Here is a 24,357-nt window from a genome sequence, read left to right on the forward strand (position 1 = left end):
TCAACTGACGAACAACTGTCACAACAACTGCCCTCTTTGCACAAAGAATCAGATCATGTTAGATGGAGGGCAAGCTCCGGGAGAGAGGACCGGGCATTGTGACGCTGATCCTCGATGGCGTCCGCGTACGGCAGCGCGGGGAGACCTGGCTCGACGACATCCACCTGGAACTACCGCACGGACTGACCACCCTCGTCGGCCCGATGAACTCGGGAAAGACCACGCTCATGCGGGTCGCCGCCGGGTTGCAGCCGCCCGATTCGGGACGGGTGCTGGTCAACGGAAATGACGTCACCTCGATTTCCGTGCGAAAGCGCTCGATCGCCTTCGTCTATCAGCAATTCATCAATTACCCGTCCCTCACCGTTTACGAGAACATCGCCTCGCCGTTGCGGCTGGACCGGTCGTACCGGAAGGACGGCATCGACCGGCGGGTGCGGGAGGTGGCCGCGGTCATGGGCCTCGGCGACCTGCTGGGCCGCAGGCCCGCGGAGCTGTCGGGCGGCCAGCAGCAGCGCACGGCGATCGCCCGCGCGCTGGCCAGACCCGTGGACGTGCTGCTGCTCGACGAGCCGCTGGCCAACCTCGACTTCAAACTCAGGGAGCAGTTGCGCGAGGACCTCAAGCGCATGTTCACCGGCTCGCCGGGCGTCGTGCTCTACTCCACCGCCGACCCGAACGAGGCCCTGACCTTCGCCGCGCCCGCCGTGGTGCTCGGCGAGGGCCGGGTGCGGCACGTCGGCGACCCGGCCACCATGTACGCCGAGCCGCCCACGCTCGCCGTCGCGGCCACGCTCAGCGACCCGCCGCTGAACCTGCTGCCCGGCACGGTCAGGGACGGCCGGATCGAGGTCATGGGCACCTCCTTCCCCGCACCGCACGCCACCACCTCCGGCGAGCGGGTCGTGCTGGGCATCCGCCCCCACCAGGTGACGATCACCAGGACCGGCCCCGGCGTGCTGGAACTGCCCGCCGAGATCAGGCTGGCCGAGGTGACCGGCGGCGCGACGTTCCTGCACCTGCTGCTGGCGGGTACCCGGCACCTGGTGGCCCACCTGCCGGGCACCCGCCAGTTCACGCCGGGCCAGGCGGCCACCGCGTACGTGGACCCGCGGCACATCTTCGTGTTCGACGAGGCCGGCGGCCGATTACCGGTCGCCCCGGCGGCGGGGGCGGGACGGCATGGCTGACATCCGCCTGGAAGGCGTGGGCCACAGCTACGACGGCGGCCGCACCTGGGCGCTCAGGCCGACGACCTGGACCTGGCGCAGTGCCAGGGCCTACGCCCTGCTCGGCCCGAGCGGCTGCGGCAAGACGACGCTGCTGAACATCGTCTCGGGGCTGCTCAGGCCCACGGTGGGCCGGATCTGGTTCGACGACCGCGAGGTCACCGGGGTCCCCACGGCCGGCCGCAACATCGCGCAGGTCTTCCAGTTCCCCGTCCTGTACGAGGAGATGTCCGTCTACGACAACCTGGCCTTCCCGCTGCGCAACAGGAAGGTTCCGGCCGAGGAGGTCCGCCGGCGCGTGCTGCGGGTCTCGGCCATGCTGGGCCTGGACGACGTGCTGCGCCGCCGGGCGCGCCGGCTCGACCCGGGCCGCAAGCAGATCGTCAGCCTGGGCCGCGGCCTGGTGCGCGAGCAGGTGGCCGCCGTGCTGCTCGACGAGCCGCTGACCGTGGTGGACCCGGCGCTGAAGTGGACGCTGCGCAGCAAGCTCAAGGAGATCCACCGCGACACCGGCCACACCCTGGTCTACGTCACCCACGACCAGACCGAGGCGCTGACCTTCGCCGACGAGGTGGTCGTGCTCAACGACGGCGAGATCGTGCAGGCCGGGGAGCCGGCCGAGCTGTTCCTGTCGCCCGCGCACGAGTTCGTCGGGCACTTCATCGGCTCGCCCGGCATGAACGTGCTGCCCGCCGAGATCGACGGCGACGTGGTCCGGATCGGACGCTCGGAGGTCGGTGCGGTGGGTGGGACAGTGGGCGTCGGGCTGCCGCCGGGGCCGGTGCGGATCGGCGTGCGGCCCGAGTTCGTCCAGGTCGGCGGGCCGCCCGTCGGGCCCGGCGTGGCGGCCAGGGTGACCGGGATCGACCGCATGGGCTCGCACGACCTGGTACGCGCCGAGGTCGGCGGCCATCCGGTGATCGCCAGGACCGAGGCGGGCTCGTCCTGGACGCCGGGCACGGTCGAGTTCCTGCATTTCCCCGCGGACCGGACGTTCCTGTTCCGCGACGAGGTCAGGTGCGGCTCGCTCGCACCCCTGGACGGAAGGGGGCAGGCGTGAGCGACCGGACCGCCGTCGCGGGCAGCCAGGCGGGTGGCGAGGTCGAACCGGCCGTCGCCGCGCCCGCCGCCGACGCTGCCGGGGCCGCCGGGCCGCGCGCCGATCCCCGTCCGCGGGACAACCGGGCCTGGCTGCTGGTGCTGCCGGTCGTGGTGTCGGTGGCCTTCACCGCGGTGATCCCGCTGATGACCGTCGTGAACTTCTCCGTCCAGGACGTCTTCAGCCCGGTGGACCGGGTGTTCGTCGGCCTGGACTGGTTCCGGCAGATCGCCCGCGACCCCGAGGTGCGCGCGGCGCTCGTGCGCACGCTGCTGTTCTCGGCGCAGGTGCTGCTGGTGGAGGTCCCGCTCGGGGTGGCCATCGCGGTCTGCATGCCGCGCCGTGGGGTCTGGGTGTCGGCGGCGCTGGTGCTGGTGGCGCTGCCGCTGCTCATCCCGTGGAACGTCGTGGGCACGATCTGGCAGATCTTCGCCCGCGGCGACATCGGGCTCGGCGGCTGGGTGGTCAACAACGTGCTGCGCGTCAACTTCAACTACACCCTCGACTCGGCCGACGCCTGGATCACCGTCCTGGTCATGGACGTGTGGCACTGGACGCCGCTGGTGGCGCTGCTGGCCTACGCGGGGCTGCGGTCGATCCCCGAGCCGTACTTCCAGGCGGCGCAGATCGACGGCGCGTCGGCGTGGGCGACGTTCCGGCACATCCAGCTCCCGAGGCTGCGCGGGGTGCTGACGATCGCGATCCTGCTGCGGTTCATGGACAGCTTCATGATCTACACCGAGCCGTTCGTGGTGACCGGGGGCGGGCCGGGGAACGCGACCTCGTTCCTGAGCATCCTGCTGTCGAAGATCGCCGTCGGTCAGTTCGACCTGGGCCCGGCGGGCGCGTTCTCGCTGCTGTACTTCCTGCTCGTGCAGATCGCCTGTTACGTCTTCTTCACCGTGCTGACCAGGGCGGGGAGGTGAGTTCCACGCGCCACCGGCTGCCGTGGGCGCGCACGGTCTTCTGGCTGTACGCCGCCACGCTGATGTTGCCGCTGCTGTGGATGTTCGGCATGTCCATCCGCCCGAACGAGGACATCCTGGGCAGCTTCTCGCTGATCCCGCAGCGGGTGACCTTCGACAACTACGTCACGTTCTTCACCGACCCGTCGTGGTATTCGAGCTACCTCAACTCCATCGTCTACACCTCGATGAACGCGGTCATGTCGCTCGTCGTGGCGCTGCCGGCGGCGTACGCGTTCTCGCGGTTCCGCTTCGCCGGGGACAAGCACCTGTTCTTCTGGCTGCTGACGAACCGGATGGCGCCGCCGGCGGTGTTCCTGCTGCCGTTCTTCCAGATCTACCAGGCGGTCGGGCTGTTCGACACGCACCTGGGCGTGGCGATCGCGCACATGCTGTTCAACGTGCCGCTGGCGGTCTGGATCCTGGAAGGCTTCATGTCGGGGATCCCCCGGGAGATCGACGAGACCGCGGCCGTCGACGGGTACTCGCTGCCGCGCTTCTTCGTCCGGATCTTCCTGCCGATGATCCGGTCCGCGCTCGGCGTCACCGCGTTCTTCTGCTTCATGTTCAGCTGGGTGGAGCTGCTGATCGCCAGGACGATCACGTCGGTGGACGCCAAGCCCATCGCGGCCACCATGACGCGGACGGTGAGCGCGGCGGGCGTGGACTGGGGGCTGCTGGCCGCGGCCGGCGTGCTGACCATCGTCCCGGGGGCCGTCGTCATCTGGTTCGTGCGCAACTACATAGCCAAGGGGTTCGCCCTGGGGAGGGTCTGACCGTGCAGTGGATGGTGTGGACCGCCCCCACGGCCCTGGTGTTCGCCGGGCTGGGGCTGCTCCTGTGCGTGATGGCCGTCTGGGCGCGGGTCTCGCCGCCCGTGGCCAGGCGGGGGTTCCTGCGGATCGAGACCGACCGGGGCGACCGGCTGTACATCGGCCTGATCAGCGCGGCCGTCGTGCTGGCCCTGTGGATTGCAGTCACCGACCTGTCCATGTGGGCGGCGCTCGGCGTCGCGCTGCTGGTCGTGGTCGTGATCGGGATATGGGGCTGAGAGGAAGAGGAGCCAGGCGATGAGGCATGCGGTGGGTGTCGCGGCGGCGGTCGTGGCGGCGCTGGCCCTGGTGGCGGCCGGTTGCACGGGCGGCGGCGAGGAGCAGCCGAAGAGCGACTTCAAGGAGGCCGACGGCAGGGCCGCGGCGCAGCGGTGGGTGTCGGAGGAGTTCACGCCGAGCACCCTGTCCAAGGACCGGCAACTGGCGGAGATGGACTGGTTCATCAAGGCGGCGGCGCCGTACCGGGGCATGCAGATCAACGTGGTGTCCGAGACGATCACCACGCACGAGTACGAGTCGCAGAAGCTGGCCAGGGCGTTCACCGAGATCACCGGGATCAGGGTCAAGCACGACCTGATCCAGGAGGGCGACGTCATCGAGAAGCTCCAGACGCAGATCCAGGGCGACCAGAACATCTACGACGCCTACGTCAACGACTCCGACCTCATCGGCACCCACTCGCGCGGCACGTACGTGTTCCCGCTGTCGGACTACATGGCCGGGGAGGGCAGGAACGTCACCTCCCCCACCCTCGACCTGAACGACTTCATCGGCATCAGCTTCACCACCGGCCCCGACAAGAAGATCTACCAGCTCCCCGACCAGCAGTTCGCGAACCTCTACTGGTTCCGCTACGACTGGTTCACCGACCCGGCGATCAAGAAGCAGTTCAAGGACGCCTACGGCTACGACCTGGGCGTGCCGGTCAACTGGGCGGCCTACGAGGACATCGCCGACTTCTTCAGCAACAAGGTCAACGGCAACGGGACCGTCGAGGGCCGGAAGGTCTACGGCCACATGGACTACGGCCGCAAGGACCCCTCGCTGGGCTGGCGCTTCACCGACGCCTGGCTGTCCATGGCGGGCAACGGCGACCCCGGCATCCCCAACGGCCTGCCGGTGGACGACTGGGGCATCCGGGTGGAGAACTGCCGTCCGGTGGGCTCGTCGGTCACCCGCGGCGGCGACACCAACGGCCCTGCCTCGGTGTACGCGCTCACCAAGTACGTGGACTGGCTGAAGAAGTACGCGCCCCGCGAGGCCGCCGGCATGAACTTCAGCGAGGCGGGCCCGGTCCCGGCGCAGGGGAACATCGCCCAGCAGATCTTCTGGTACACCACGTTCACGGCCGACATGACCAAGAAGGGCCTGCCGGTCGTCAACGACGACGGCACCCCCAAGTGGCGCATCGCGCCCAGCCCGCACGGCGTCTACTGGAAGGACGGCAACAAGCTCGGCTACCAGGACGCGGGCTCGTGGACGCTGCTCAACAACACCCCGAAGGACCGCAGGGCCGCGGCCTGGCTCTACGCCCAGTTCGTCACGTCCAAGACGGTGTCGCTGAAGAAGTCGATCACCGGGCTGACCTTCATCCGCGACTCCGACATCAAGAGCGACTACTTCAAGGACAACGCCGCCAGGTACGGCGGCCTGATCGAGTTCTACAACTCCCCCGCCCGCAAGCAGTGGACCCCGACCGGCACGAACGTGCCCGACTACCCCAAGCTGGCCCAGCTCTGGTGGCAGAACGTGGCCACCGCCGTCACCGGCGAGACCACCCCGCAGCAGTCGATGGACAACCTGGCCAGGCAGCAGGACGAGATCCTGGCCCGGCTGGAACGCCTGTCGCGCGAACGCCAGGGCTACGGCGGCCAGTGCGCGCCCAAGCTGAACCCCGAGCGTCCGGCCCAGTACTGGTTCGACCAGCCGGGCGCGCCCGCGCCGAAGCTGGCCGACGAGCGCGGCGAGCCGGCCACGCTCGACTACGACAAGCTCATCGCCCGGTGGAAGGCGGGCGGCTGACCAGCTCCCGCGCCAGCCAGCCGAAGGCGCGCTCCTGCATGGGCACGTCGAAGCCGTGCGGGGCCGGCGCGAACACGGCCTCGTAGCGGCCGGGGGCGTCGCGGTAGCGCGCGCCGATGCGGGCGTGGGCACGGCGCATCCCGGCCTGCGGGAACAGCTCGTCGCGCAGGGCGTACTGGATCATGAGGGGGCGGGCGCGCGGGCGGCCACCAGGTCGGGCCAGTCGCCCAGCCGCGACAGGCCCTCCTCGCCCGCCACCACCCCGGCGAACGAGGTGCCGAGCAGGGCGCAGTGCTTGGCCACGACGTGCTCGTGCCGGGCCGCCGCGCGGTCGTACCGGTCGGCGAGGCCGCCCTCCCCTTCCGGGACGTCGAGCGCGAAGCGGCGGCTGCCCCAGGTGAGCACGTCGTGGGCGAGGACGGCGAACCCGCGGCGGGCCAGCTCGCCGGCGAACGCGCGGCCGCCGTAGACGTCCCGCCGCAGCCGCCGCACCTCGGGCGACGGCCCTTCCGGGCCGTCGGCGATCTTCTCCTTGCCCGCCCACTTCATGCCCGCGTGGCAGTGCAGCGCCACCACGCCGGGCAGCGGGCCGCCGTGGTCGCGCGGTCTCAGCAGGTACGCCCTGGTACGCGGCCCGAACCCGACCGTCCACGACAGCTCCTCGCCGTGCAGGCCGCCGTCGGTCCACGTGCGCTCGACCCGCACGTCCCCGGCGGTCAGGGCGGGCACCCCGATCGCCTGCCGGGCCGCCGCGCGCAGTTCCGGCCCCGGCAGGGACGGGAACAGCCGCCACTGCCCGCCGACGACCTCGGCCAGTTCACCGAACACAGCCGGGGTGGACCCGTCAGGCAAGGCGGGTGCCGGTGTCCGCCAGGTGCACGGGGGCGCCCGAGGCGGCCGACAGGTTGGCCGCGACGCCGGTCAGGACGCTGCGGATGCCGTCCAGGTGGCCCGCCTGCCGGGCCAGCGGGTCGCCGGTCGCGCCGCGGAACACGTCGTCCAGCAGCAGCCGGTCGCCGCCGCCGTGGCCGCCCGCGCCCGACTCGATCGGCACCTCGCGCGGCTCCGCCCAGTGGGGGCGCAGGGTGAGCCGCTCCCATGCCCCGGCGGCGTGCTCCTTGGACGCGGCGCTCGGGTCGATCGCCGCGTGCGGCGGCGTCCAGGCCCGCTCGACCACCTCCAGGTCCAGCCGTCCCGCCGTCCCGTTGAACGCCACCCGGTAGCCCTCGAAGGGCGCGTGGGCGTTCAGCGAGTACGTCAGCAGCGCCCCGCTGTCGTACCGGACGAGGACCGCCATGTTGTCGTCGATGGTCACGCCGTCGCCGAAGACGTCCTGGTCCCGGACGTAGCCGTCCTCGTGCTCGGCGTCCAGGTAGAGGCGCTTGAGCCGGGGATCGGCGGCGATGTCCAGGATGAACGGGTCGCTGCCGAGGCCGGGCGCGCCCCGGCCGCGTTCTGGACGGTCGGCCAGCCCCCGCGACCGCGCGTTGGCCGAGCCGTAGAACCGCAGCGAGGTCTGCGCGAAGACGGTCTCCGGCGCCGCCCCGAGCCACCAGTTGACCAGGTCGAAGTGGTGGGTGGACTTGTGCACGAGCAGGCCGCCGGAGCCGGCCCGGTCGCGGTGCCAGCGGCGGAAGTAGTCCGCGCCGTGGATGGTGTCGAGCGTCCACTCGAAGTGCGCGGACGTCACCTCGCCGATCGCGCCGTCCATGAGCAGGCGGCGCACGGCCGAGTTGCGCGGCGAGTACCGGTAGTTGAAGGTGACGATCAGCCTTCCGGTGCTCCGCCGGGCCGACTCGGCGATGGCCGCGCAGCTCTCGGCGTCCACGGTGAGCGGTTTCTCCACGATGACGTCGCGGCCCGCGTCCAGGGCCGCGCACACGTAGCGGGCGTGCGCGGCGTCCACGGTCGCGACCACGACCGCGTCGGCGAGTTCGAGCACCTTGCCGAACTCGGCGGGGGCGAAGCACGGCACCTCGTGGCCGATCCGCTCGGCGTAGTAGTCCATGCGGGTCCGGTTGGTGTCGCACAGGGCGACGACGGTGCCGGTGTCGCGCCACTCGCCGAGCAGCGCGTCGACGTACAGCTGCGCGCGGTGCCCGAGCCCGACGAACGCGTACCTCATGGTCGTCCTCTCAGCCGCCGAGGGCGGCGTTGGCCTCGGTCAGGAACTTCTGGGCGGCGGCGTCGGGGGCCATCCGGCCGAAGATGACCTCCTCGGTGTACCGCTTGAGCATGTCCTCCAGGGCGCTGGCGCCCTTCGGCGGCGCGGCGGGCGGGTCGGCCAGCTCGCCCTTGATGGAGTCGACGAACTGCAGCGTCTTCTGGTCCGCGGGCGGCAGCTTGTCCTTGACCGCGGACAGGACCTTCGAGCTGGCGGGCAGGCCGCGGTCGCTGAGGATGATCCCGCCGACCTCGGCGTCGTTGATCATGAAGTCGATGAACTTGGCGGCCTCGGCGGCGTGCCCGCTCTTGGCGGAGGCGGTGTAGAACATCGCCGGCTGGAGGAACATGCCGCCGCTGGTGGCGCCCTCCTCCTTGGGCAGGCGCAGCAGGCTCATCTCCTTGCCCGACGCCTTGGCGACCGCGCCGAGCTGGTTGCTCCACCACATGCCGGACGCACCGGTGTTGGTGGCCAGCAGCGACTGGTCCACGCTGGTCGCGCCGACCTCGGCGGTCTTGGCGGCGTCGGGGCTGCCCTTGGCCTTGATCGTGTCCAGCATGACCTGCCACCAGGCCACGATCGTCCGGGGCGTGACGCCGATCTTGTTGCCCTGGTAGAAGGGTTCGCCGCGCTGGGCGGCGAAGATCTGCAGGAAGGCGGGGTTCCAGTTGAGCTGGGTGCCGTAGACCGTGCCGCCGCCCTTGGCGGTGATCTTCGAGCTGAGGTCGACGTAGTCCTTCCACGTCCACTTGGTGTCGTCGGGCACCTTCTGCCCGGCCGACTCCACCAGGGCCGGGTTGAGCACCACCGAGAAGACGTTCGCGCCGGTGGGGACGGCGAACTGCTTGCCGTCGATGCCGCCGGTGCCGAGCAGCTTGGGGTCGATGTCGGCGGTCTGGACCTTGCCGGTCAGGTCGGCCAGCGTGCCGCGGTCGGCGTACTCGCGAAGGCCGCGGATCTCCAGGGTGATGACGTCCGGGGCGTCGCTGGCGGCGACCTTCGTGGACAGCGTCTCGTAGTAGCTGGCGAAGTCGGAGAACTCGCCCTCGACGTCGATGCCCGGGTTCTTGGCCTCGAACTTCTTGATGGCCTCCTCGGTCATCTTCTGCCGCGCGTCGCTGCCCCAGTAGGAGAAGCGCAGCTTGACCTTCCCGCCGGCGTCGTCGCCGCCGCTGCCGCAGGCCGCGGTGACCGCCAGCACGGCGGTGGCGAGCAGGGCCGCCGACCACGTCTTCTTGCCAGAGCTCACGGCTCTACCTCCTGTGGGATTCGTCTGTGTCGGGGGGTGGGGGAACTACTTCAGTCCCGTGGTGGCCACACCACGGATCAGGTACTTCTGGCCGGCCAGGAAGAAGCCGAAGATGGGCCCGAGCGCGACGATCGACATGGCGAACATCGGGCCCCACGACGAGTCGCTGCTGGCGTCGAGGAAGGTGCGCAGCGCCACCGGAGCGGTGAAGTTGTCCGGGTTGTTGAGGTAGAGGAGCTGGCTGAGGAAGTCGTTCCACGTCCAGATGAACGTGAAGATCGCCGTCGTGGCCAGCGCCGGGGTGCAGAGCGGGATGATCACCCGGACGAAGGTGCGCCAGTAGCCGGCGCCGTCGATCTCGGCGGCCTCGTCCAGCTCCCGGGGCAGGGAGCGGATGAACTGCACCATCAGGAACACGAAGAACGCGTCCGTGGCCAGCACCTTCGGCATGACCAGCGGCCAGATCGTGTTGATCAGCCCGAGCTTGGAGAACATGACGTACTGCGGCACGATCAGCACGTGGTGCGGCAGCATGATCGTGCCCAGCATGATGGTGAACCACAGCTTCTTGAGCGGGAAGTTCAGCCGGGCGAAGGCGTAGGCGGCCAGCGAGCAGGCCACCAGGTTCGCCACCACCGACAGCACGGTGATCACCGCGGAGTTCCACAGGTAGTAGCCGAAGGGGTGCTTCAGCGCGGCCCAGCCCTCGGTGTAGTTCTCCAGCGTGACCTCGCTGGGCCACAGGCCGGGCTGCCGGAAGATCAGCTCCTCGGGCTTGAGCGAGCTGGAGATCATCCACAGCAGCGGATAGAGCATGACCAGGCCGAACCCGATCAGCAGCACGTGCTTGACCACCCGGCCGCCCCTGAACGGGCGGAACAGGACGGGCAGCGGCCTACTTGGTGTCGCCATAGAAGACCCAATACTTGGACGCGAGGAAGTTCACCCCGGTGAGACCGGCGATGATGAGCAGCAGGACCCACGCCATGGCGGCCGCGTAGCCCATGTCGAAGCTCTTGAAGCCCTTGAGGTAGAGGTAGAGCGTGTTGAACATCGTGGAGTCGGCCGGCCCGCCCGAGCCGCCGCTCACGATGAACGACTGCGTGAACGACTGGAACGACTTGATGATCTCCAGCACCAGGTTGAAGAAGATGATCGGCGTCAGCAGCGGCAGCGTGATCGACCGGAACTGGCGGAACACGCCGGCGCCGTCGACCGCGGCGGCCTCGTAGTAGCTGGCGGGGATCTGCCGCAGCCCGGCCAGGAAGATGATCATCGGGGCGCCGAACGTCCAGACGTGCAGGATGATCAGCGTGCCGAGGGCGGTGTCGGGGTCGCTGACCCAGCCGGGCCCCTGGATCCCGAAGACCGCCAGCACGGCGTTGACCAGGCCCTCGGCGCCGAAGACCTTGCGCCACAGGATCGCGATCGCCACGCTGCCGCCCAGCAGCGAGGGCAGGTAGAAGATCGACCGGTAGAGCGACAGGCCGCGCAGCCCGCGGTCGAGCACCAGGGCCAGCGCGAGCGCGAAGGCCAGTTGCAGCGGCACGGAGACGACCACGTAGATCGTCGTCACCTTCAGCGAGTTCAGGTAACGGGGATCCTCGGTGAACATCTTGACGTAGTTGTCGAAGCCGACCCACTTGGCCTCCTCCAGGAGGTTGTAGTCGGTGAACGACAGGTAGAGCGAGGCGACGATGGGACCGATCGTGATGACGAGCAGACCGGCGAACCAGGGCGCCAGGAACAGGTAGGCGGCCCGCGCCTCGCGGCGGGAACGTCTGGACGCACGACGGTCTCCCCGCTCGGGCGGGGTCGCGGCGTCCGGGAGTCTCACCGCCACCGAGTCAGCCATGACGGAACTCATTCGTCATCACGGACCTTCCGGCGAGATGTGAATGGATAGCGCTTTCCTATAGCTGCCGGGAAAGTTCCGTCAACCCTTTGCAGACGTTACATCGCCGTTATCGATATATCGACACGGCGTTTTCCCTGGTGACAAGCGCTTACCGCCGAGAGGTAGGACGAATATTGCTGCGATTTAGTACAACCGTTTGCAGGTCATCTGGGCGGCGCCGTCGACTCCCGCACCACCAGCCGGGTCTCCAGCGAGGTCGTGGCGCTCACCTCCTGGATCAGCAGGTCGACCGCCAGCCGCCCGGCCGCCGCCGTGGGCATGGCGACCGTGGTGAGCTTGGGACGGTTGAGCCGCCCCGGGACGATGTCGTCGATGCCCACCACGCTGACGTCCGCCGGCACGCTCAGCCCGAGCTCGCCCAGTCCCTCGACCAGGCCGATCGCCATGAGGTCGTTGTAGGCGAGCACCCCGCTCACCCCGGCCTCGCGCACCGCGGACGCGGCGGCCAGGCCGCCCTGCTCGGTGGGCGCGTTCGGCCCGAGGACGACCAGCTCGACGCCCGCCACCCGCTCGGCGGCCGTCCGGATCTCGCCGCTCGTCCAGGAGCCCGCCGGGCCGGACAGCAGCGCCACGCGGCGGTGCCCGAGCCCGGCCAGGTGCTCGACCGCCAGCCGCGCGCCGTGCCCGACGTCCATCAGCACCGTGGCGGCGCCGCGCAGCCGCCGGTTGACCACCACGAGCGGCACCCGCTCGGCCAGCCGCTCCAGCACCTTGTTCGACGAGCGCGGGCTGCACAGCACCACGCCGTCCACCTGCTTGGAGAACGCCTGGATCAGCTCCTCCTCGGCGGCCGGCTCCTCGTCGGTGTCGGCCACGAACAGGTGGTAGTCGCGCTGCCGGGCCGCGGCGTGCGCGGCCTTGATCAGCGGCGGGAAGAAGGGGTTGGCGATGTCGGCCACGATCAGGCCCAGGTTGTGGGTACGCCCGGTCGTGAGCGCCCTGGCCGCCCTGTTGGGCCGGTACCCCAGCTCCTCGGCCACCGTCAGCACTCTGGTCCGGGTGGCGGCGTTCACCATGTGCGGCGCGGAGAACGTCCGCGACACGGTCGATACGTGCACTCCGGAAGCGCGGGCCACATCACGAATCGTCACTGTCACAGCCACTCACCCTAACGCAACCGCTTGCAGGCACCGTGGCAACGTTGAAAGCGCTTGCCGAGCGACCACCCTTCAATCGTTCGAGCATATTCCCAGCTAGAGGCCATGGTCGAAAATCAGCTCTTGACGCCTCGCCCTGCTTGGCCCATAGGTTTGATGCAACTGTTTGCAGTCCTGAAGGAGTCCCCCACGGTGAGCAGAGTGCTCGTCACCGGCAGCGCCGGACGCCTCGGCCGCAGCGTCGTCACCACGCTCGCCGCCGCCGGGCACGAGGTGATCGGCGTGGACCAGGCCCCCGGCACGCCGGTCGAGGCCGCCGCGACGTCACCGGCCGACCTCACCGACACCGGCCAGGCGTACGAGGTCGTCGCCCGGTTCCGGCCGGAGTCGGTGATCCATCTGGCGGCCATCGCGACGCCGTTCAGCCGGCCGGAGTCAGTGATCTTCCAGGTGAACACCCGGCTGGCGTTCAACGTCTGCGCGGCCTCGGTGGAGCTGGGCGTGTCCGGCGTGGTGGTGGCCAGCAGCCCCACGGTGATCGGGTACGGCGCGCCCGGCGGCTGGCGGCCGTCGTACCTGCCGATCGACGAGGAGCACCCGGCGCTGCCCTGGAACGCCTACAACCTGTCCAAACTGGTGGCCGAGCAGACCATGCGGACGTTCGCGCGGGCGGGCCGGACGAGGATGGCGGCCGTCCGGCCGTGCTTCGTCATCCCGCCCGAGGAGTGGGCGGGCGCGCCCACGCAGTCGGGGCACACCGTCAGGGAGCGGCTCGACCAGCCGGAGATCGGCGGCGTCTCGCTGTTCAACTACATCGACGCGCGCGACGCGGGCGAGCTGTTCGCCGTGCTGGTCGCGGCGTTGCCCGAGCTGCCGGGCGGCGAGGTCTTCTTCGCCGGCGCGGCCGACGCCCTGGCCAGGAAGCCGCTGGCCGACCTGCTCCCGCAGGCGGTGCCGGGCACCGAGGAGCTGGCGGCGGCCCTCACCGGCACCGCTCCCGCCTTCTCCACGGACAAGGCGCGCCGCCTGCTCGGCTGGGAGCCCAAGCGAAGCTGGCGAACCGAACTCAAGGAATCCGAATGAACCTCAGCGGTGTGCTGTTCTTCCCCGTCACCCCCTTCGACGCCGGCGGCGCGCTCGCCGAGCAGGTGCTGGCCGAGCACATCCGGCAGGGCATGGCGCACGGCCCCGGCGGCGTGTTCGTGGCCTGCGGCACCGGCGAGTTCTCCGCGCTGTCGGAGGCGGAGCACGCGCGGGCCGTCCGGGTGGCGGCCGAGGTGGTGGGCGGGCGGGTGCCGGTGTTCGCCGGGGCGGGCGGCCCGATCGGCGCGGCGCTGAACCAGGCGCGGGCGGCCCGCGCGGCGGGCGCCGACGGCCTGCTGCTCATGCCTCCCTACCTGACGCAGGGTCCGGCGAGCGGCTTCGCCGCGTACGTGGCCGCCGTCGCCGCCGAGCTGCCGGTGATCGTCTACCAGCGCGGCCCGGTCGTGCTCGCCCCGGACGCCGTGGTCGAGCTGGCCGGCGTCCCCGGCGTGATCGGGCTCAAGGACGGGCTCGGCGACATCGACCGCATGCAGCGGACCGTCCTCGCGGTCCGCGAGAAGCACCCGGACTTCCTGTTCTTCAACGGCCTGCCGACCGCCGAGCTGACCATGCCCGCCTACCGCGGCATCGGCGTCGACCTGTACTCCAGCGCGGTCTTCGCCTTCGCCCCCGAGATCGCCGTGGCGTACCTGAACGGCGACGAGCGGCTGCTGACCGAGTTCTACGCGCCGCTGGTCCGCCTGCGCGACAAGGTGCCCGGCTACCCGGTGGCCCTGGTCAAGGCCGGCGTACGGCTGCGCGGCCTCGACGTCGGCCCGGTGCGCCCGCCGCTGGTCGACGTGACCGAGGACCACCTGGCCGAGCTCGACGCGCTGATCAGGTCCGGGCTCGCCCTGGCGGCCTCGTGATCACCGGCCTGCGGACCGAGCTGCGCACGGTCCCCCTGCCCCGCCCGTGGGGCCCGGACGTGCCGGCCAACCACGTGATCGTCTGCCACGTGACGCTGGCGGACGGCCGCACCGGCACCGGGTTCTCCTGGACGCCGCAGATCGGCGCGCACGCCGTGCGGGCCCTGCTGGAGCACGACCTGCGCGAGGCGCTGATCGGCCTGCCCGCCCATCCCGAGCTGGTGTGGGACCGGTTGTGGCGGCACCTGCGCGAGGCCGGCCCCGGCGGGATCACCACGGTGGCGCTGGCCGGGATCGACCTGGCGCTGTGGGACCTGCGCTGCGGCGACTCCGGCCTGGCCGACGTGCTGGGCCGGCGCCGGGAGCAGGTCCCGGTCTACGGCAGCGGCGTCAACCTGCACTACTCCCTGGAGGAGCTGACCGGGCAGGCGCGGCGCTGGGTGGCCGCCGGGTACCGCGGCGTCAAGATCAAGGTCGGCCGTCCCGACCTGGCCGACGACGTGGCCCGGGTGGCGGCCGTACGCGAGGTGATCGGGCCCGACCGGCTGCTGATGATCGACGCGAACCAGCGGTGGGACCTCCACCGGGCCAGGCGCGCCCTGTCCGCGCTGCGCGAGTTCGACCTCCACTGGATCGAGGAGCCGCTGCCCGCCGACGACGTGGCCGCGCACGTCGAGCTGCGCCGCTCGACCGACGTGCCGGTCGCGGTGGGCGAGAACGTCTACACCGTCTACGGCTTCCGCGACCTGCTCGCCGCGGGGGCCTGCGACGTCGTCCAGCCGAACGTGGTGCGCGTCGGCGGCGTCACGCCGTTCCTGCGGATCGCCGAGCTGGCCAGGGCGTTCGACGTGCCGGTCCATCCGCACCTGCTGGGCGAGGTGTCCGGGCAGCTCGCCCTGGCGCTGCCGCTGCCGCCGCTGGCCGAGGACGTCGAGGACGCCTCGTTCGCCCGCCTGGGGCTGCTGGCCGAGCCGTACCCGGTGCAGGTCGAGGACGGCGTGCTGCGCGTGGGCGGCCACGCGGGACTGGGGTTGCGATGGACGTGAGGACGGACCCCGTGAAGGTCGTCCTGGCCGGGGCGACCGGGCACGGGCGGCACCACCTGGACAACCTGCGCAGGCTCGCGGCCACCGGCCTGGTCGAGCCGGCCGGGATCTGCGACGTGCGGCCGGTGGAACTTGACGGCGGCCCCCTGCCGCAGTCGGCGGACCTGGGCGAGCTCATCGCCGCCACCGGCGCGGAGATCACGATCGTCTGCACGCCGATCCACACGCACGCCGACCTCGCGGTCACGGCGTTGCGCGCCGGGTCGCACGTGCTGCTGGAGAAGCCTCCCGCGGCCGGCCCCGAGGCGCACGCACGGATCGCCGCGGCGGTGGCCGAGACCGGGCTGGCCTGCCAGGTCGGCTTCCAGAGCCTCGGCTCGCGGGCGGTCCCGGCGCTGCGCGACCTGATGGCGAGCGGCGCGCTCGGCCGCATCCGCGGCATCGGCGGCGCGGGCGCGTGGGAGCGGCCCTCGTCGTACTTCACCCGCTCGTCCTGGGCCGGACGGCGCAGGCTGCACGGCGCGGACGTGGTGGACGGCGCGCTCACCAACCCCTTCGCGCACGCCGTCGCGACCGCGCTCGCCCTGGTGGACGGCCCGGTCGAGGCGGTCGAGACCGAGCTGTACCACGCCCATCCGATCGAGGCCGACGACACCTCCTGCCTGCGCGTCCGGATCGCGGGCGGGCCGGTGATCACGATCGCGGTGTCGTTGTGCGCGACCGGCCGCAGCGAGCCGTACCTGGTGGTGCACGGGGAGGCGGGGCGGGCGACGCTCACGTACACGCTGGACGAGCTGCGCGTCGAGCGGGCCGACGGCTCGGTGCGGACCACCGTGCACGAGCGCGACGGGCTGCTGGAGAACCTGGTCGCGCACATCCGCACGGGGGCCGAGCTGCTCGTCCCGCTCTCCCGCACCGAGACGTTCACCCAGGTCCTGGACGCGGTGCGGCTGGCCCCCGAGCCGCTGCCCATCGCCGAACGGCACCAGGTCGTGGAGCGCGACGGCGGCGGCACGGTCACCCGCCGGTTCCTGCCCGGCATCGCCGAGCTGACCGCGCGCAGCGCCGCCGAACTGGCGCTCTACTCCGAGCTCGGCGCGCCGTGGACGAAGGTGGAGCTGCGGGTGGCGGACACGCCGGTCGCGGCCTACGAGTGGCGGCCCGACCTGCCCGTCACCGACTCGCCGCGGCCGTACCTGCATCCGGTACGCACGCTGGGCGGCGTCACCGTCACCGAGGTGCGTCCCGACGACCACGTGCACCACCTCGGCGCCGGCGTGGCGATCGCCGACCTGGGCGGCGCGAACTTCTGGGGCGGCCGCACCTACGTCAGGGGCCGGGGACCGGGCTGGCTGGACGACCACGGCAGGCAACGGCACGTCGCGTTCACCCGGCTGGCCGACGACGGCTTCACCGAGGAGCTGGAGTGGATCGGCCCCGGCGACCGGCTGATCGCCCGCGAGCGGCGCACGGTCACCGCCCGGCCGGTCGGCGGCGCGTGGGCCCTCGACCTCGCGTTCACGCTGACCAACCTGACCGGCTCGCCGCTGGAGGTCAACAGCTCGGCCACCAAGGGCCGGGCCGGCGCGGGCTACGGCGGGTTCTTCTGGCGCGCGCCCGGCGCCTCGACCGGCCGGGTGACCTTCCCCGGCGAGGAGCAGGCCGTGCACGGCAGCCGGGGCCGCTGGGTGGCCATGGCCGGGACCGGGCCGGACGGGCGGGACTGGACGCTGGTGTTCGTGCAGGGCGGCGACGACCCCTGGTTCGTGCGGGTGGCGGAGTATCCCGGGGTCGGGCAGGCGCTCGCGTGGGACCGTCCGCTCGTCGTCGAGGACACGCTGGCCAGACGGGTCGTCACGGTCGTGGCCGACGGGCGGCTCGACGGGCCGTCGGCGTCGGCGCTGGCCGCCGCCGTGGAGACGATGATCGGGGAGCGCGCGTGACACCCGCTCTTCGGTAAGCCCTCATTCCCGGTTTCCCGGCGGTTCGGCGGGCCGCGGCTAGGGTGCGGAGTCTGTGAACGCCCCCGTCATCGCCCGGCCCGCCACCGCCAGGGACCCGTTCTTCGACAACGCGAAGTACCTGGCCATCGTGCTGGTCGTGTGCGGTCACCTGATCGAGGACCAGCGCGACGCGCCGCTCGCCCACGCCCTGTACTTCTACGTGTACGTCTTCCACATGCCGCTATTCATCGTGCTTAGTGGCTACTTGTCACGAAATTTCACCTTTTCGGGGGCAAGGCGCGCAAACTCATCTCCACCCTCGCCGTTCCCTACCTGATCTTCGAGCTGGCCTACTCGCTCCCCCGCCCGATCCTGTACGGCAAGTTCGAGCTGAGCCTGCTCGACCCGTACTACCTCACCTGGTTCCTGCTCTCGCTGTTCCTGTGGCGGCTGTCCACGCCGGTGTGGCAGCAGCTCAAGTGGCCGCTCGCGGTCGCGGTCGTGCTGTCCCTGCTGACCGGGCTCGACCGGTTGCCCGGCGAGCTGGCCATGAACCGCACGTTCGCGCTGCTGCCGTTCTACGTGCTCGGCCTGATGTTGCGGCCCGAGCACTTCGCCCGGCTGCGGCGGCCCTCCATGCGGCTGGCCGGGTTCTGCGTGCTGGGGCTGGGGCTCGCGGTCGCGCTGCTGGTGCACGAGCGGGTGCCGACCGAGTGGATCAGGTGGCGGCACTCCAACGCGGCCATCGGCGTGGACGACCTCACCGGCACCGCGATCAGGCTGGGGCTGCTGGCGGCGGGGGCGGTGCTGGTGGCGGCGTTCCTGGCGGTCACGCCGGCCCGGCGCACCTGGTTCAGCGGGCTGGGCTCGGCCACCATGTACGCGTACCTGCTGCACGGGTTCGTGGTGAAGGGCGCCGAGCGGCTCGGCCTGGGGCTGCCGCTGTCACTCCTGCTGGGCGTCCTGACCGCCACCCTGCTGTGCACGCCCTGGGTGCGCGGGCTGTTCCGCTGGGCCGTCGAGCCCCGCATGACCTGGGCCTTCACCCCGCTCCGCCGTCCCGCCTGACTCGTGCCTGAGCAGCCGCAGCGCGCCCCTGGACAGCGCGACCAGGATGTCGGCGCACTCGTCCAGGTCGGGGTAGCGGCCTTCCAGATGGCCCATGGCCAGGGCGTTCGTGGCCGCGTTGACTCCCTCGGCGATCATCTCCAGGCGGCGCCGGTCCCGTTCGTCATCGGCCGTGTAGCCCAGCGCGGCCAGGTCGGCCGCGTGGTGCTCGCGGTAGGCCGCGGCCGTACGGGCGGCGAAGTCGCGCAGCGAGGAGGACGGGTCGTGCCGCGCGCGCAGCTGGATGCGCAGCAGCTCGGGGTGGCGGCAGATCGCCTCCAGCGGGATGCGGAAGGTGTCGCGGTGGCGTTCGAGGTCGCCGGGCGCCTCGCGGGCCCTGCGCCGGGCCTCCCGCATCGCGCCGCGCAGCCGGTCGCCGCCCTCCTCGGCGAGCACCAGCAGCAGCTCCTGCATGTCCTTGAAGTGCACGTAGAAGCTGGACTGAGCGATGCCGGCGGCCTTGGCGACCTTGCCGGTGGTCAGGCCGGTCTCGCCCTCCGCGTCGAGTATGGTCAGGGCCGCCCTGATCAGCCTGCGCCGGGTCAGGTCTTTCGCCTCGCTCCTGCTGAGCGGTGTGCTGGTCACGATCGCCTCACGGGACTTGTGTGTGATTTCACCGATAGTACTATCGGTGAAATTGCCGAAGGAGAGTCATGGCCATCGATTTCACTCTCGCCCCCGAGCACGAGGAGATCCGCAGGCGGGTCAGGTCCTTCGTCCAGGAGACCGTGATCCCCGCGATGTCCGGCGTGGAGGAGGGCGACCGGGACGCCTACCTCCGCACGATCTTCGAGCTCCGCCGCCGGGCCAAGGCCGAGGGGCTGTGGCTGCCGCACATGCCGAAGGAGTGGGGCGGCATGGGCCTCGGCCACGTCGAGCTGGCCATGGTGCAGTCGGAGGCGGCCAAGACCCGCATCGGCCCGTGGGTGCTCAACTGCCAGGCCCCCGACGAGGGCAACATGCACACGCTGCTCCACTGGGCGGACGACGAGCAGAAGGAGAAGTACCTGCGGCCGCTGCTGGACGGCGTCCAGATGTCATGCTTCGCGATGACCGAGCCCGAGGTCGCCGGGTCCGACCCGACCCTGATCCGCACCGAGGCGGTCAAGGACGGCGACGAGTGGGTGATCAACGGCCACAAGTGGTTCATCTCCAACGCCCGCCGGGCGAGCTTCGCCATCCTCATCGCGCGCACCGAGAAGGACGTGCCCGAGGGCTCGCGCGGCGCGAACACGGCCTTCCTGGTGGACCTGCCCAACCCGGGCTGGAAGGACGTGCGCGAGGTCGAGACGATGCACGGCTCGACCGGCCACAGCGAGATCGTGATCGAGGACCTGCGGCTGCCCGACAGCGCGATCCTCGGCGGTCGGGGCAACGGCCACCGGCTGGGCCAGTACCGGCTGGGCCCGGCGCGGCTCGCCCACTGCATGCGGTGGATCTCGCAGGCCGAGACGGCGCTGGACATGATGGTCGACCGGGCGCTCAACCGCTACAGCCACGGCTCGCTGCTGGCCGAGAAGCAGGGCGTGCAGTGGCTGATCGCCGACTCGGCCATGGAGCTGTACCAGTGCAAGCTGATGGTGCTGCACGCCGCCTCGAAGATCGACCGGGGCGAGGACTTCCGTACGGAGGTGTCGATGGCCAAGCATTTCGTGGCGAACAGCCTCAACCGCATCGTCGACCGGGCGATCCAGGTGCACGGCGCGCTCGGCTACTCCACCGACACGCCGCTGGCGAGCATGTTCCAGCACGCCCGCTGGGCCCGGTTCGCCGACGGCGCCGACGAGATCCACCAGATGCGCATCGCCGAGCGCACGATCGCGGCCTACCAGGCGACCGGTTCGACGAGCGCGGCGACCGGCGGCCTGCCGCTATAGCGCAAGATATCCCCGCATGACGGGCTGCCAGCGGTTGGCCGGGACGCCCCGGAGCGCGGCCACCGCCAGGCAGTACTTGCTGACGCTGACCGGCCGCACCCCCAGCCCGCGCAGCACCCGGTCCACCAGTGCCCGCCCGTCGGCCGACTTCGACTCCAGCAGCACCCGGTCGCGGCGGGCGGGCACCCGGCGGCCGCCGTCGTGGCAGAGCAGGCCGGTGTCGCAGGTCAGCCGGGACTGCCCGGCCCGGTCGACGAGCGTGACCCGCCGGTAGTCGGTGGACAGCACGGGCCCGAGCTCGTCGGGCACGACGACGCTCAGCTCGCTGCTCAGCGTGTCGCCGACGAACTCCATGGCCTCGGTGGTCAGCTCGCCGGCCGGCGCGGCGTCGTACGGGATGCGGTGTTTGTCGGTGTTGCCGCGGGCGCCGTTCAGCTTCAGCTCCAGCCACCGCCCGCCCCCGTCCAGGTACGTACGGGTGCGCAGCTTGAAGCGGCGCCGCCGGTCCTGCCGGTGCTGGCGGAAGGTCAGCAGGTCAGGCGTGTCGAAGTAGGTCGAGGTGTAGCGGAACTGGCGCAACGCCCCGATCCGCAACACCGAGAGCCGGTCGCCCAGCTCGGCCACGAGCTCGGCCATGGCCGGAACGCTGACCACGTACTTGCGGTCCACCCGGCTCATCAGCTCCGGCACGTCGTCCAGCCCGACCGGCGGCAGCCCGGCCGCGACGCCGGCCATCAGCGCGCCCGCGTCCCTCATCGGGCCACCTCGGCGATCTGGAAGCGCACGTCCACCACGGTCACGTCGCGCACGTAGTCCACCTGGGTGACGACGCAGTGCAGGACGCGGCCCCGCAACCGGCTCTCCAGGTCGGCCCTGAGCAGCTCGTGGTCGGCGTGCACGACGTCCAGCGTCACGACCTGCTGCCTGGTGCGGCCCAGCAGGCGGGGGTGGTCGGCGACGTGCACGACGGCCAGCAGCACGCCGTCCAGGAGCAGCGCGGTCAGCGGGAGCTGGGAGGCGATGCCGTTCACCAGCCCGAGGACGATCGCCACGAAGTAGTAGGCGATCTCCTGCTGGGTGATCTCGCTGGACCGCAGCCGGATGATCGACAACACCCCGAACAGCCCGAACCCGACCGCCAGGTCCACCCGCTGGACCAGCAGCAGGGAGACCACCGCGAAGATGCCCACGTTCAGCGCCACGTAGGCGAACAGCAGGTCGCGCCGGTGGTGTCGCCGGTAGTACAGGCCGTAGGCGAGGACGGTGATCGCCGCCAGGTCCATCGCCAGTCCGGCCGTCACGGTGTCTTGCCCCTCGTTCTCATGTCCACCAGCCTGCGGCTCGCCGGTGAGGGAGCCGTGAGGCGCCCATTAGGCGGCTCTCATCCGGTAGCCCGTGCCGCGCACGGTCTCGATGCGGTCGGGGCCGATCTTCCTGCGCAGGTAGCGGACGTAGACGTCCACGACGTTGGAGCCGGGGTCGAAGTCGAAGCCCCAGACGTGGCTGAGCAGCTGCTCGCGGGTCAGCACCTGGTCGGGATGCCGGCAGAAGATCTCCGCCAGCGCGAACTCCCTGGTGGACAGGTCCACCACGCGGTCGCCGACGTGCGCCCGCCGGGTCCGCAGGTCGAGCGCCAGGTCCCCGACCCGCAGCACGGTCGGCTCGGGCGTGCGGTCGGCCCGCAGCCGCAACCTGACCCGGGCGAGCAGCTCCTCGAAGGCGAAGGGCTTGGCGATGTAGTCGTCGGCGCCCCCTTCGAGCCCGGCGACCGTGTCGGTCACGCCGCCCCGGGCGGTCAGGATGATCACCGGGATGGCCACCTTCGACTCCCGCAGCCGCCGCAGCACGGTGAACCCGTCGCTGAGCGGCAGCCCGATGTCGAGCAGCAGCAGGTCGAACCCGCCCGAACCGGCCAGGTCGTAGGCCGCGACGCCGTCCGTGACCACGGCCGTGACGAAGCCGTTCCCGCGCAGGCCCTTCTCCAGGAAGGCCGCGATCCTGCTCTCGTCCTCGGCGATCAGGATCCGGTTCATGCCCTGGCCAGCGGCAACGTCATCACGAAACAAGCGCCCCCCGCCGGGACGTCCGCCACTCTCACACCGCCTCCGTGCGCCTCGGCGATCGACCTGACGATCGCCAGCCCCAGTCCTGCCCCGTCGTGCCCGCCCGTCCGTCCCGCGCCCCTGACGAACCGGCGGAAGATGCGCTCCCGGTCGGCGGGCGCGACGCCCGGCCCGCTGTCGCGCACCCACAGCTCGGCCCGCCCGTCCCGCACGGCCGACCCGACCGCGATGAGATCGTCGTCCATGGTGTGCCGGACGGCGTTCACCACCAGCTGCATGAGCGCCTGCGTGAGCCGTTGCCGGTCGGCCGGGATCCGCGCCTCGGCCACTTGGTCGACCCGCCACCGCCGGTCGCCCAGCGGCCGGGCCTTGGCCACCACGCTCACCGTCAGGTCGGCCAGCTCGACCTCCTCGACCGCGAGGAAGCCGGGCTGCTCGGCCTTGGCCAGGGTGAGCAGGTCGTCCACGATCCGGTTCATGCGGTCCAGCTCGTCGGTGACCAGGGCGAGCGTCTCCGCCCGTTCGGCCGGGTCGTCCCCCATCAGCTCCAGGTGCCCGCGGATGACCGTGATGGGGGTGCGCAGCTCGTGCCCCGCGTCGTCCACGAACGTCCGCTGAACGGCGAAGGAACGTTCCAAACGATCGAGCATGTGGTTGAACGTGGCGGCCAGCGCGGCCACGTCGTCGTCGCCGGTCACCGCGAGCCTGCGGGTGAGGTCGGCCGAGTCGCTGATCTGCTCGGCCGTCTGGCTCACCAGCCGCACCGGGGCCAGCACCCGCCCCGCCACGAACCATCCCGCCGCCCCCGCCAGGGCCAGCGCGGCCAGCGCCGACAGCCCGAGCACGCCGACCGCGTCCACGATCTCGCCCCGGTGGCGGTCGTAGAAGACGGCGGCGACGAAATGGCCGGGACGGGGGTCGGCCGCCACCCTGACCGGGATGACGGCGTACCTGACCGTGCCCTCGACGCTCTCGGTGTCGCCATAGGCGGGCCTGGTGGCCGCGGCCAGCACCTTGACCAGCTTCTCGTCGGTGTCGAGCCGGGCCGGGGGCGTGACGGCGGTGATCCGGTCGGCCCGGCCGCCCACCATGGTGAAGAAGGTCTCCCAGCGGTCGGGCGCGTTGATCGCCAGGTAGCCGGTGAGCAGCTCCCGCACGTCGGAGACCGGCCGGCCGGTACGGGGATCATGGGCGGTGGCGGCGTACCTGCGCAGCTTCTCGGCCTCGTTGGTGAACTCAAGGTTCATCCGGTCGTCGAGGCGGGCGAGCAGGACGGTCCAGGTCGCGAAGATCGAGACCGTCAGGGCCAGGCCGACGACGGCGAGCATCCAGCCCACGATCCGGGCGCGGGCACTCACCCGCATCCGGCTCCCCGCTCAGTCGTCGCCATCGTCACCTTCGTCGTCATCGTCATCGTCGCGGTCGTCATCGTCATCGTCGTCGTCTTCGTGCGCGTCGTCATCGTCGTCTCCGCCGGCCCAGGCGCGATGGTGGTCTTCGTCGCCATCATCATCGCCGCCTCCGGGCTTCGGCGCGGGTGGCTTGACGGGTTCGGCCCCGGTTCCCGGCGACGTGAACGGCCGTACGTCGCCGGCCGACGTCCCCGGCGAGGTCGAGACCGTGACGGACTCCCCCAGATCGGGCCCGTCGTCGGCCGCCCGTACCCACCCGGCCGAGAGGAACCCCGCCGCCGTCAGCGCTACGAGAATGAGCATCACGCGTTTCATGAGGTAGAGCGTCTGCCGCTCGGAGGAGACCATCCTGAGGCCAGGATGAGGAAGCTCTCATCCCTT

The 24,357-nt window shown here is 71.1% G+C and carries 25 protein-coding genes and 1 pseudogene; 13 read left to right on the plus strand and 13 right to left on the minus strand.

Translation table 11 applies throughout. From position 1 onward, the window contains the following. The first annotated feature begins 98 nt into the window (after positions 1-98). From ACNF49_RS50210 to ACNF49_RS50235, 6 genes are read left to right on the plus strand one after another with little or no spacing between them, the layout of a single operon-like run. A complete protein-coding gene (locus ACNF49_RS50210; protein ID WP_482942087.1) occupies positions 99-1,190 on the plus strand; it encodes an ABC transporter ATP-binding protein in 1,092 nt (363 codons plus the stop codon). Then, a complete protein-coding gene (locus ACNF49_RS50215; RefSeq protein WP_482942088.1) occupies positions 1,183-2,289 on the plus strand; it encodes an ABC transporter ATP-binding protein in 1,107 nt (368 codons plus the stop codon). Before ACNF49_RS50210 ends, ACNF49_RS50215 begins: the two co-directional genes overlap by 8 nt. Next, entirely contained in the window at positions 2,286-3,254 is a 969-nt protein-coding gene (locus ACNF49_RS50220) for a carbohydrate ABC transporter permease (protein ID WP_482942089.1), read from the plus strand. Before ACNF49_RS50215 ends, ACNF49_RS50220 begins: the two co-directional genes overlap by 4 nt. Then, positions 3,251-4,069, plus strand: coding sequence for a carbohydrate ABC transporter permease (locus tag ACNF49_RS50225; RefSeq protein WP_482942090.1), 819 nt, complete (start codon positions 3,251-3,253; stop codon positions 4,067-4,069). The genes ACNF49_RS50220 and ACNF49_RS50225 overlap by 4 nt, the downstream gene beginning before the upstream one ends. 11 nt (positions 4,070-4,080) lie before the next feature. After that, on the plus strand, positions 4,081-4,344 hold the full coding sequence (locus ACNF49_RS50230; RefSeq protein WP_357971207.1) for a DUF2160 family membrane protein: 264 nt from the start codon (positions 4,081-4,083) through the stop codon (positions 4,342-4,344). A gap of 19 nt (positions 4,345-4,363) precedes the next feature. Then, positions 4,364-6,148, plus strand: coding sequence for an ABC transporter substrate-binding protein (locus tag ACNF49_RS50235; protein WP_357970893.1), 1,785 nt, complete (start codon positions 4,364-4,366; stop codon positions 6,146-6,148). Here the strand turns inward: ACNF49_RS50235 and ACNF49_RS50240 are convergent. The 7 genes from ACNF49_RS50240 to ACNF49_RS50270 form a co-directional block, all read right to left on the minus strand. Continuing rightward, entirely contained in the window at positions 6,120-6,332 is a 213-nt protein-coding gene (locus ACNF49_RS50240) for a hypothetical protein (protein WP_482942091.1), read from the minus strand. The two genes, ACNF49_RS50235 and ACNF49_RS50240, sit on opposite strands and share 29 nt — an antisense overlap. Then, complete coding sequence (locus ACNF49_RS50245; RefSeq protein WP_482942092.1) at positions 6,329-6,976, minus strand: alpha/beta hydrolase; 648 nt, start codon at positions 6,974-6,976, stop codon at positions 6,329-6,331. Before ACNF49_RS50245 ends, ACNF49_RS50240 begins: the two co-directional genes overlap by 4 nt. 16 nt (positions 6,977-6,992) lie before the next feature. Next, positions 6,993-8,273 carry a Gfo/Idh/MocA family protein gene (locus ACNF49_RS50250; RefSeq protein ID WP_357970891.1) on the minus strand — a complete coding sequence of 427 codons (1,281 nt, stop codon included), beginning with the start codon at positions 8,271-8,273 and terminating at the stop codon, positions 6,993-6,995. A 10-nt stretch (positions 8,274-8,283) separates the two neighbouring features. Beyond that, a complete protein-coding gene (locus ACNF49_RS50255) occupies positions 8,284-9,561 on the minus strand; it encodes an ABC transporter substrate-binding protein (protein ID WP_482942093.1) in 1,278 nt (425 codons plus the stop codon). A gap of 45 nt (positions 9,562-9,606) precedes the next feature. Continuing rightward, positions 9,607-10,473, minus strand: coding sequence for a carbohydrate ABC transporter permease (locus ACNF49_RS50260; protein ID WP_482942094.1), 867 nt, complete (start codon positions 10,471-10,473; stop codon positions 9,607-9,609). Next, positions 10,457-11,416, minus strand: a complete 960-nt coding sequence (locus ACNF49_RS50265) for a carbohydrate ABC transporter permease (RefSeq protein ID WP_397169883.1) — start codon at positions 11,414-11,416, stop codon at positions 10,457-10,459. The genes ACNF49_RS50260 and ACNF49_RS50265 overlap by 17 nt, the downstream gene beginning before the upstream one ends. Before the next feature lie 206 nt (positions 11,417-11,622). Further along, positions 11,623-12,576 (minus strand): LacI family DNA-binding transcriptional regulator, encoded by a 954-nt coding sequence (locus ACNF49_RS50270; protein WP_357970884.1) that lies wholly within the window; start codon positions 12,574-12,576, stop codon positions 11,623-11,625. A 192-nt stretch (positions 12,577-12,768) separates the two neighbouring features. Here ACNF49_RS50270 and ACNF49_RS50275 point away from each other — a divergent pair, with 192 nt between their 5' ends. The 6 genes and pseudogenes from ACNF49_RS50275 to ACNF49_RS50300 all read left to right on the plus strand — a co-directional run. Then, positions 12,769-13,659, plus strand: a complete 891-nt coding sequence (locus ACNF49_RS50275; protein WP_357970883.1) for an NAD-dependent epimerase/dehydratase family protein — start codon at positions 12,769-12,771, stop codon at positions 13,657-13,659. Further along, positions 13,656-14,528: a 5-dehydro-4-deoxyglucarate dehydratase gene (locus tag ACNF49_RS50280; protein ID WP_482942095.1), complete on the plus strand. Its 873-nt coding sequence runs from the start codon at positions 13,656-13,658 to the stop codon at positions 14,526-14,528. Before ACNF49_RS50275 ends, ACNF49_RS50280 begins: the two co-directional genes overlap by 4 nt. After that, positions 14,525-15,574 (plus strand): mandelate racemase/muconate lactonizing enzyme family protein, encoded by a 1,050-nt coding sequence (locus ACNF49_RS50285; protein ID WP_482942096.1) that lies wholly within the window; start codon positions 14,525-14,527, stop codon positions 15,572-15,574. Before ACNF49_RS50280 ends, ACNF49_RS50285 begins: the two co-directional genes overlap by 4 nt. Then, a complete protein-coding gene (locus ACNF49_RS50290) occupies positions 15,565-17,517 on the plus strand; it encodes a DUF6807 family protein (RefSeq protein ID WP_482942097.1) in 1,953 nt (650 codons plus the stop codon). The genes ACNF49_RS50285 and ACNF49_RS50290 overlap by 10 nt, the downstream gene beginning before the upstream one ends. A 73-nt stretch (positions 17,518-17,590) precedes the next feature. After that, positions 17,591-17,854: an acyltransferase family protein gene (locus tag ACNF49_RS50295; RefSeq protein ID WP_482942098.1), complete on the plus strand. Its 264-nt coding sequence runs from the start codon at positions 17,591-17,593 to the stop codon at positions 17,852-17,854. Positions 17,855-17,889: 35 nt separating this feature from the next. Then, a pseudogene (locus ACNF49_RS50300) lies at positions 17,890-18,441 on the plus strand (acyltransferase family protein); the annotation flags it as partial. A 21-nt stretch (positions 18,442-18,462) separates the two neighbouring features. Here the strand turns inward: ACNF49_RS50300 and ACNF49_RS50305 are convergent. Continuing rightward, the gene (locus ACNF49_RS50305) at positions 18,463-19,209 is read right to left on the minus strand and encodes a TetR family transcriptional regulator (protein ID WP_482942099.1); all 747 of its coding nucleotides are present in this window, start codon (positions 19,207-19,209) and stop codon (positions 18,463-18,465) included. Between the two features lie 68 nt (positions 19,210-19,277). Here ACNF49_RS50305 and ACNF49_RS50310 point away from each other — a divergent pair, with 68 nt between their 5' ends. After that, positions 19,278-20,501, plus strand: a complete 1,224-nt coding sequence (locus ACNF49_RS50310; protein WP_357970874.1) for an acyl-CoA dehydrogenase family protein — start codon at positions 19,278-19,280, stop codon at positions 20,499-20,501. Here the strand turns inward: ACNF49_RS50310 and ACNF49_RS50315 are convergent. From ACNF49_RS50315 to ACNF49_RS50335, 5 genes are all read right to left on the minus strand, one after another. Then, positions 20,496-21,257 (minus strand): polyphosphate polymerase domain-containing protein, encoded by a 762-nt coding sequence (locus ACNF49_RS50315; RefSeq protein ID WP_357970872.1) that lies wholly within the window; start codon positions 21,255-21,257, stop codon positions 20,496-20,498. The two genes, ACNF49_RS50310 and ACNF49_RS50315, sit on opposite strands and share 6 nt — an antisense overlap. Further along, positions 21,254-21,784: a DUF4956 domain-containing protein gene (locus tag ACNF49_RS50320; protein WP_357971206.1), complete on the minus strand. Its 531-nt coding sequence runs from the start codon at positions 21,782-21,784 to the stop codon at positions 21,254-21,256. Before ACNF49_RS50320 ends, ACNF49_RS50315 begins: the two co-directional genes overlap by 4 nt. A gap of 87 nt (positions 21,785-21,871) precedes the next feature. After that, positions 21,872-22,534 carry a response regulator transcription factor gene (locus tag ACNF49_RS50325; protein WP_352349732.1) on the minus strand — a complete coding sequence of 221 codons (663 nt, stop codon included), beginning with the start codon at positions 22,532-22,534 and terminating at the stop codon, positions 21,872-21,874. Then, entirely contained in the window at positions 22,531-23,928 is a 1,398-nt protein-coding gene (locus tag ACNF49_RS50330) for a sensor histidine kinase (RefSeq protein ID WP_357970870.1), read from the minus strand. Before ACNF49_RS50330 ends, ACNF49_RS50325 begins: the two co-directional genes overlap by 4 nt. 12 nt (positions 23,929-23,940) lie before the next feature. Then, positions 23,941-24,324, minus strand: coding sequence for a hypothetical protein (locus ACNF49_RS50335; protein WP_498703647.1), 384 nt, complete (start codon positions 24,322-24,324; stop codon positions 23,941-23,943). Positions 24,325-24,357 lie beyond the last annotated feature (33 nt).

The sequence above is a fragment of the Actinomadura sp. ATCC 39365 genome (assembly GCF_054392275.1).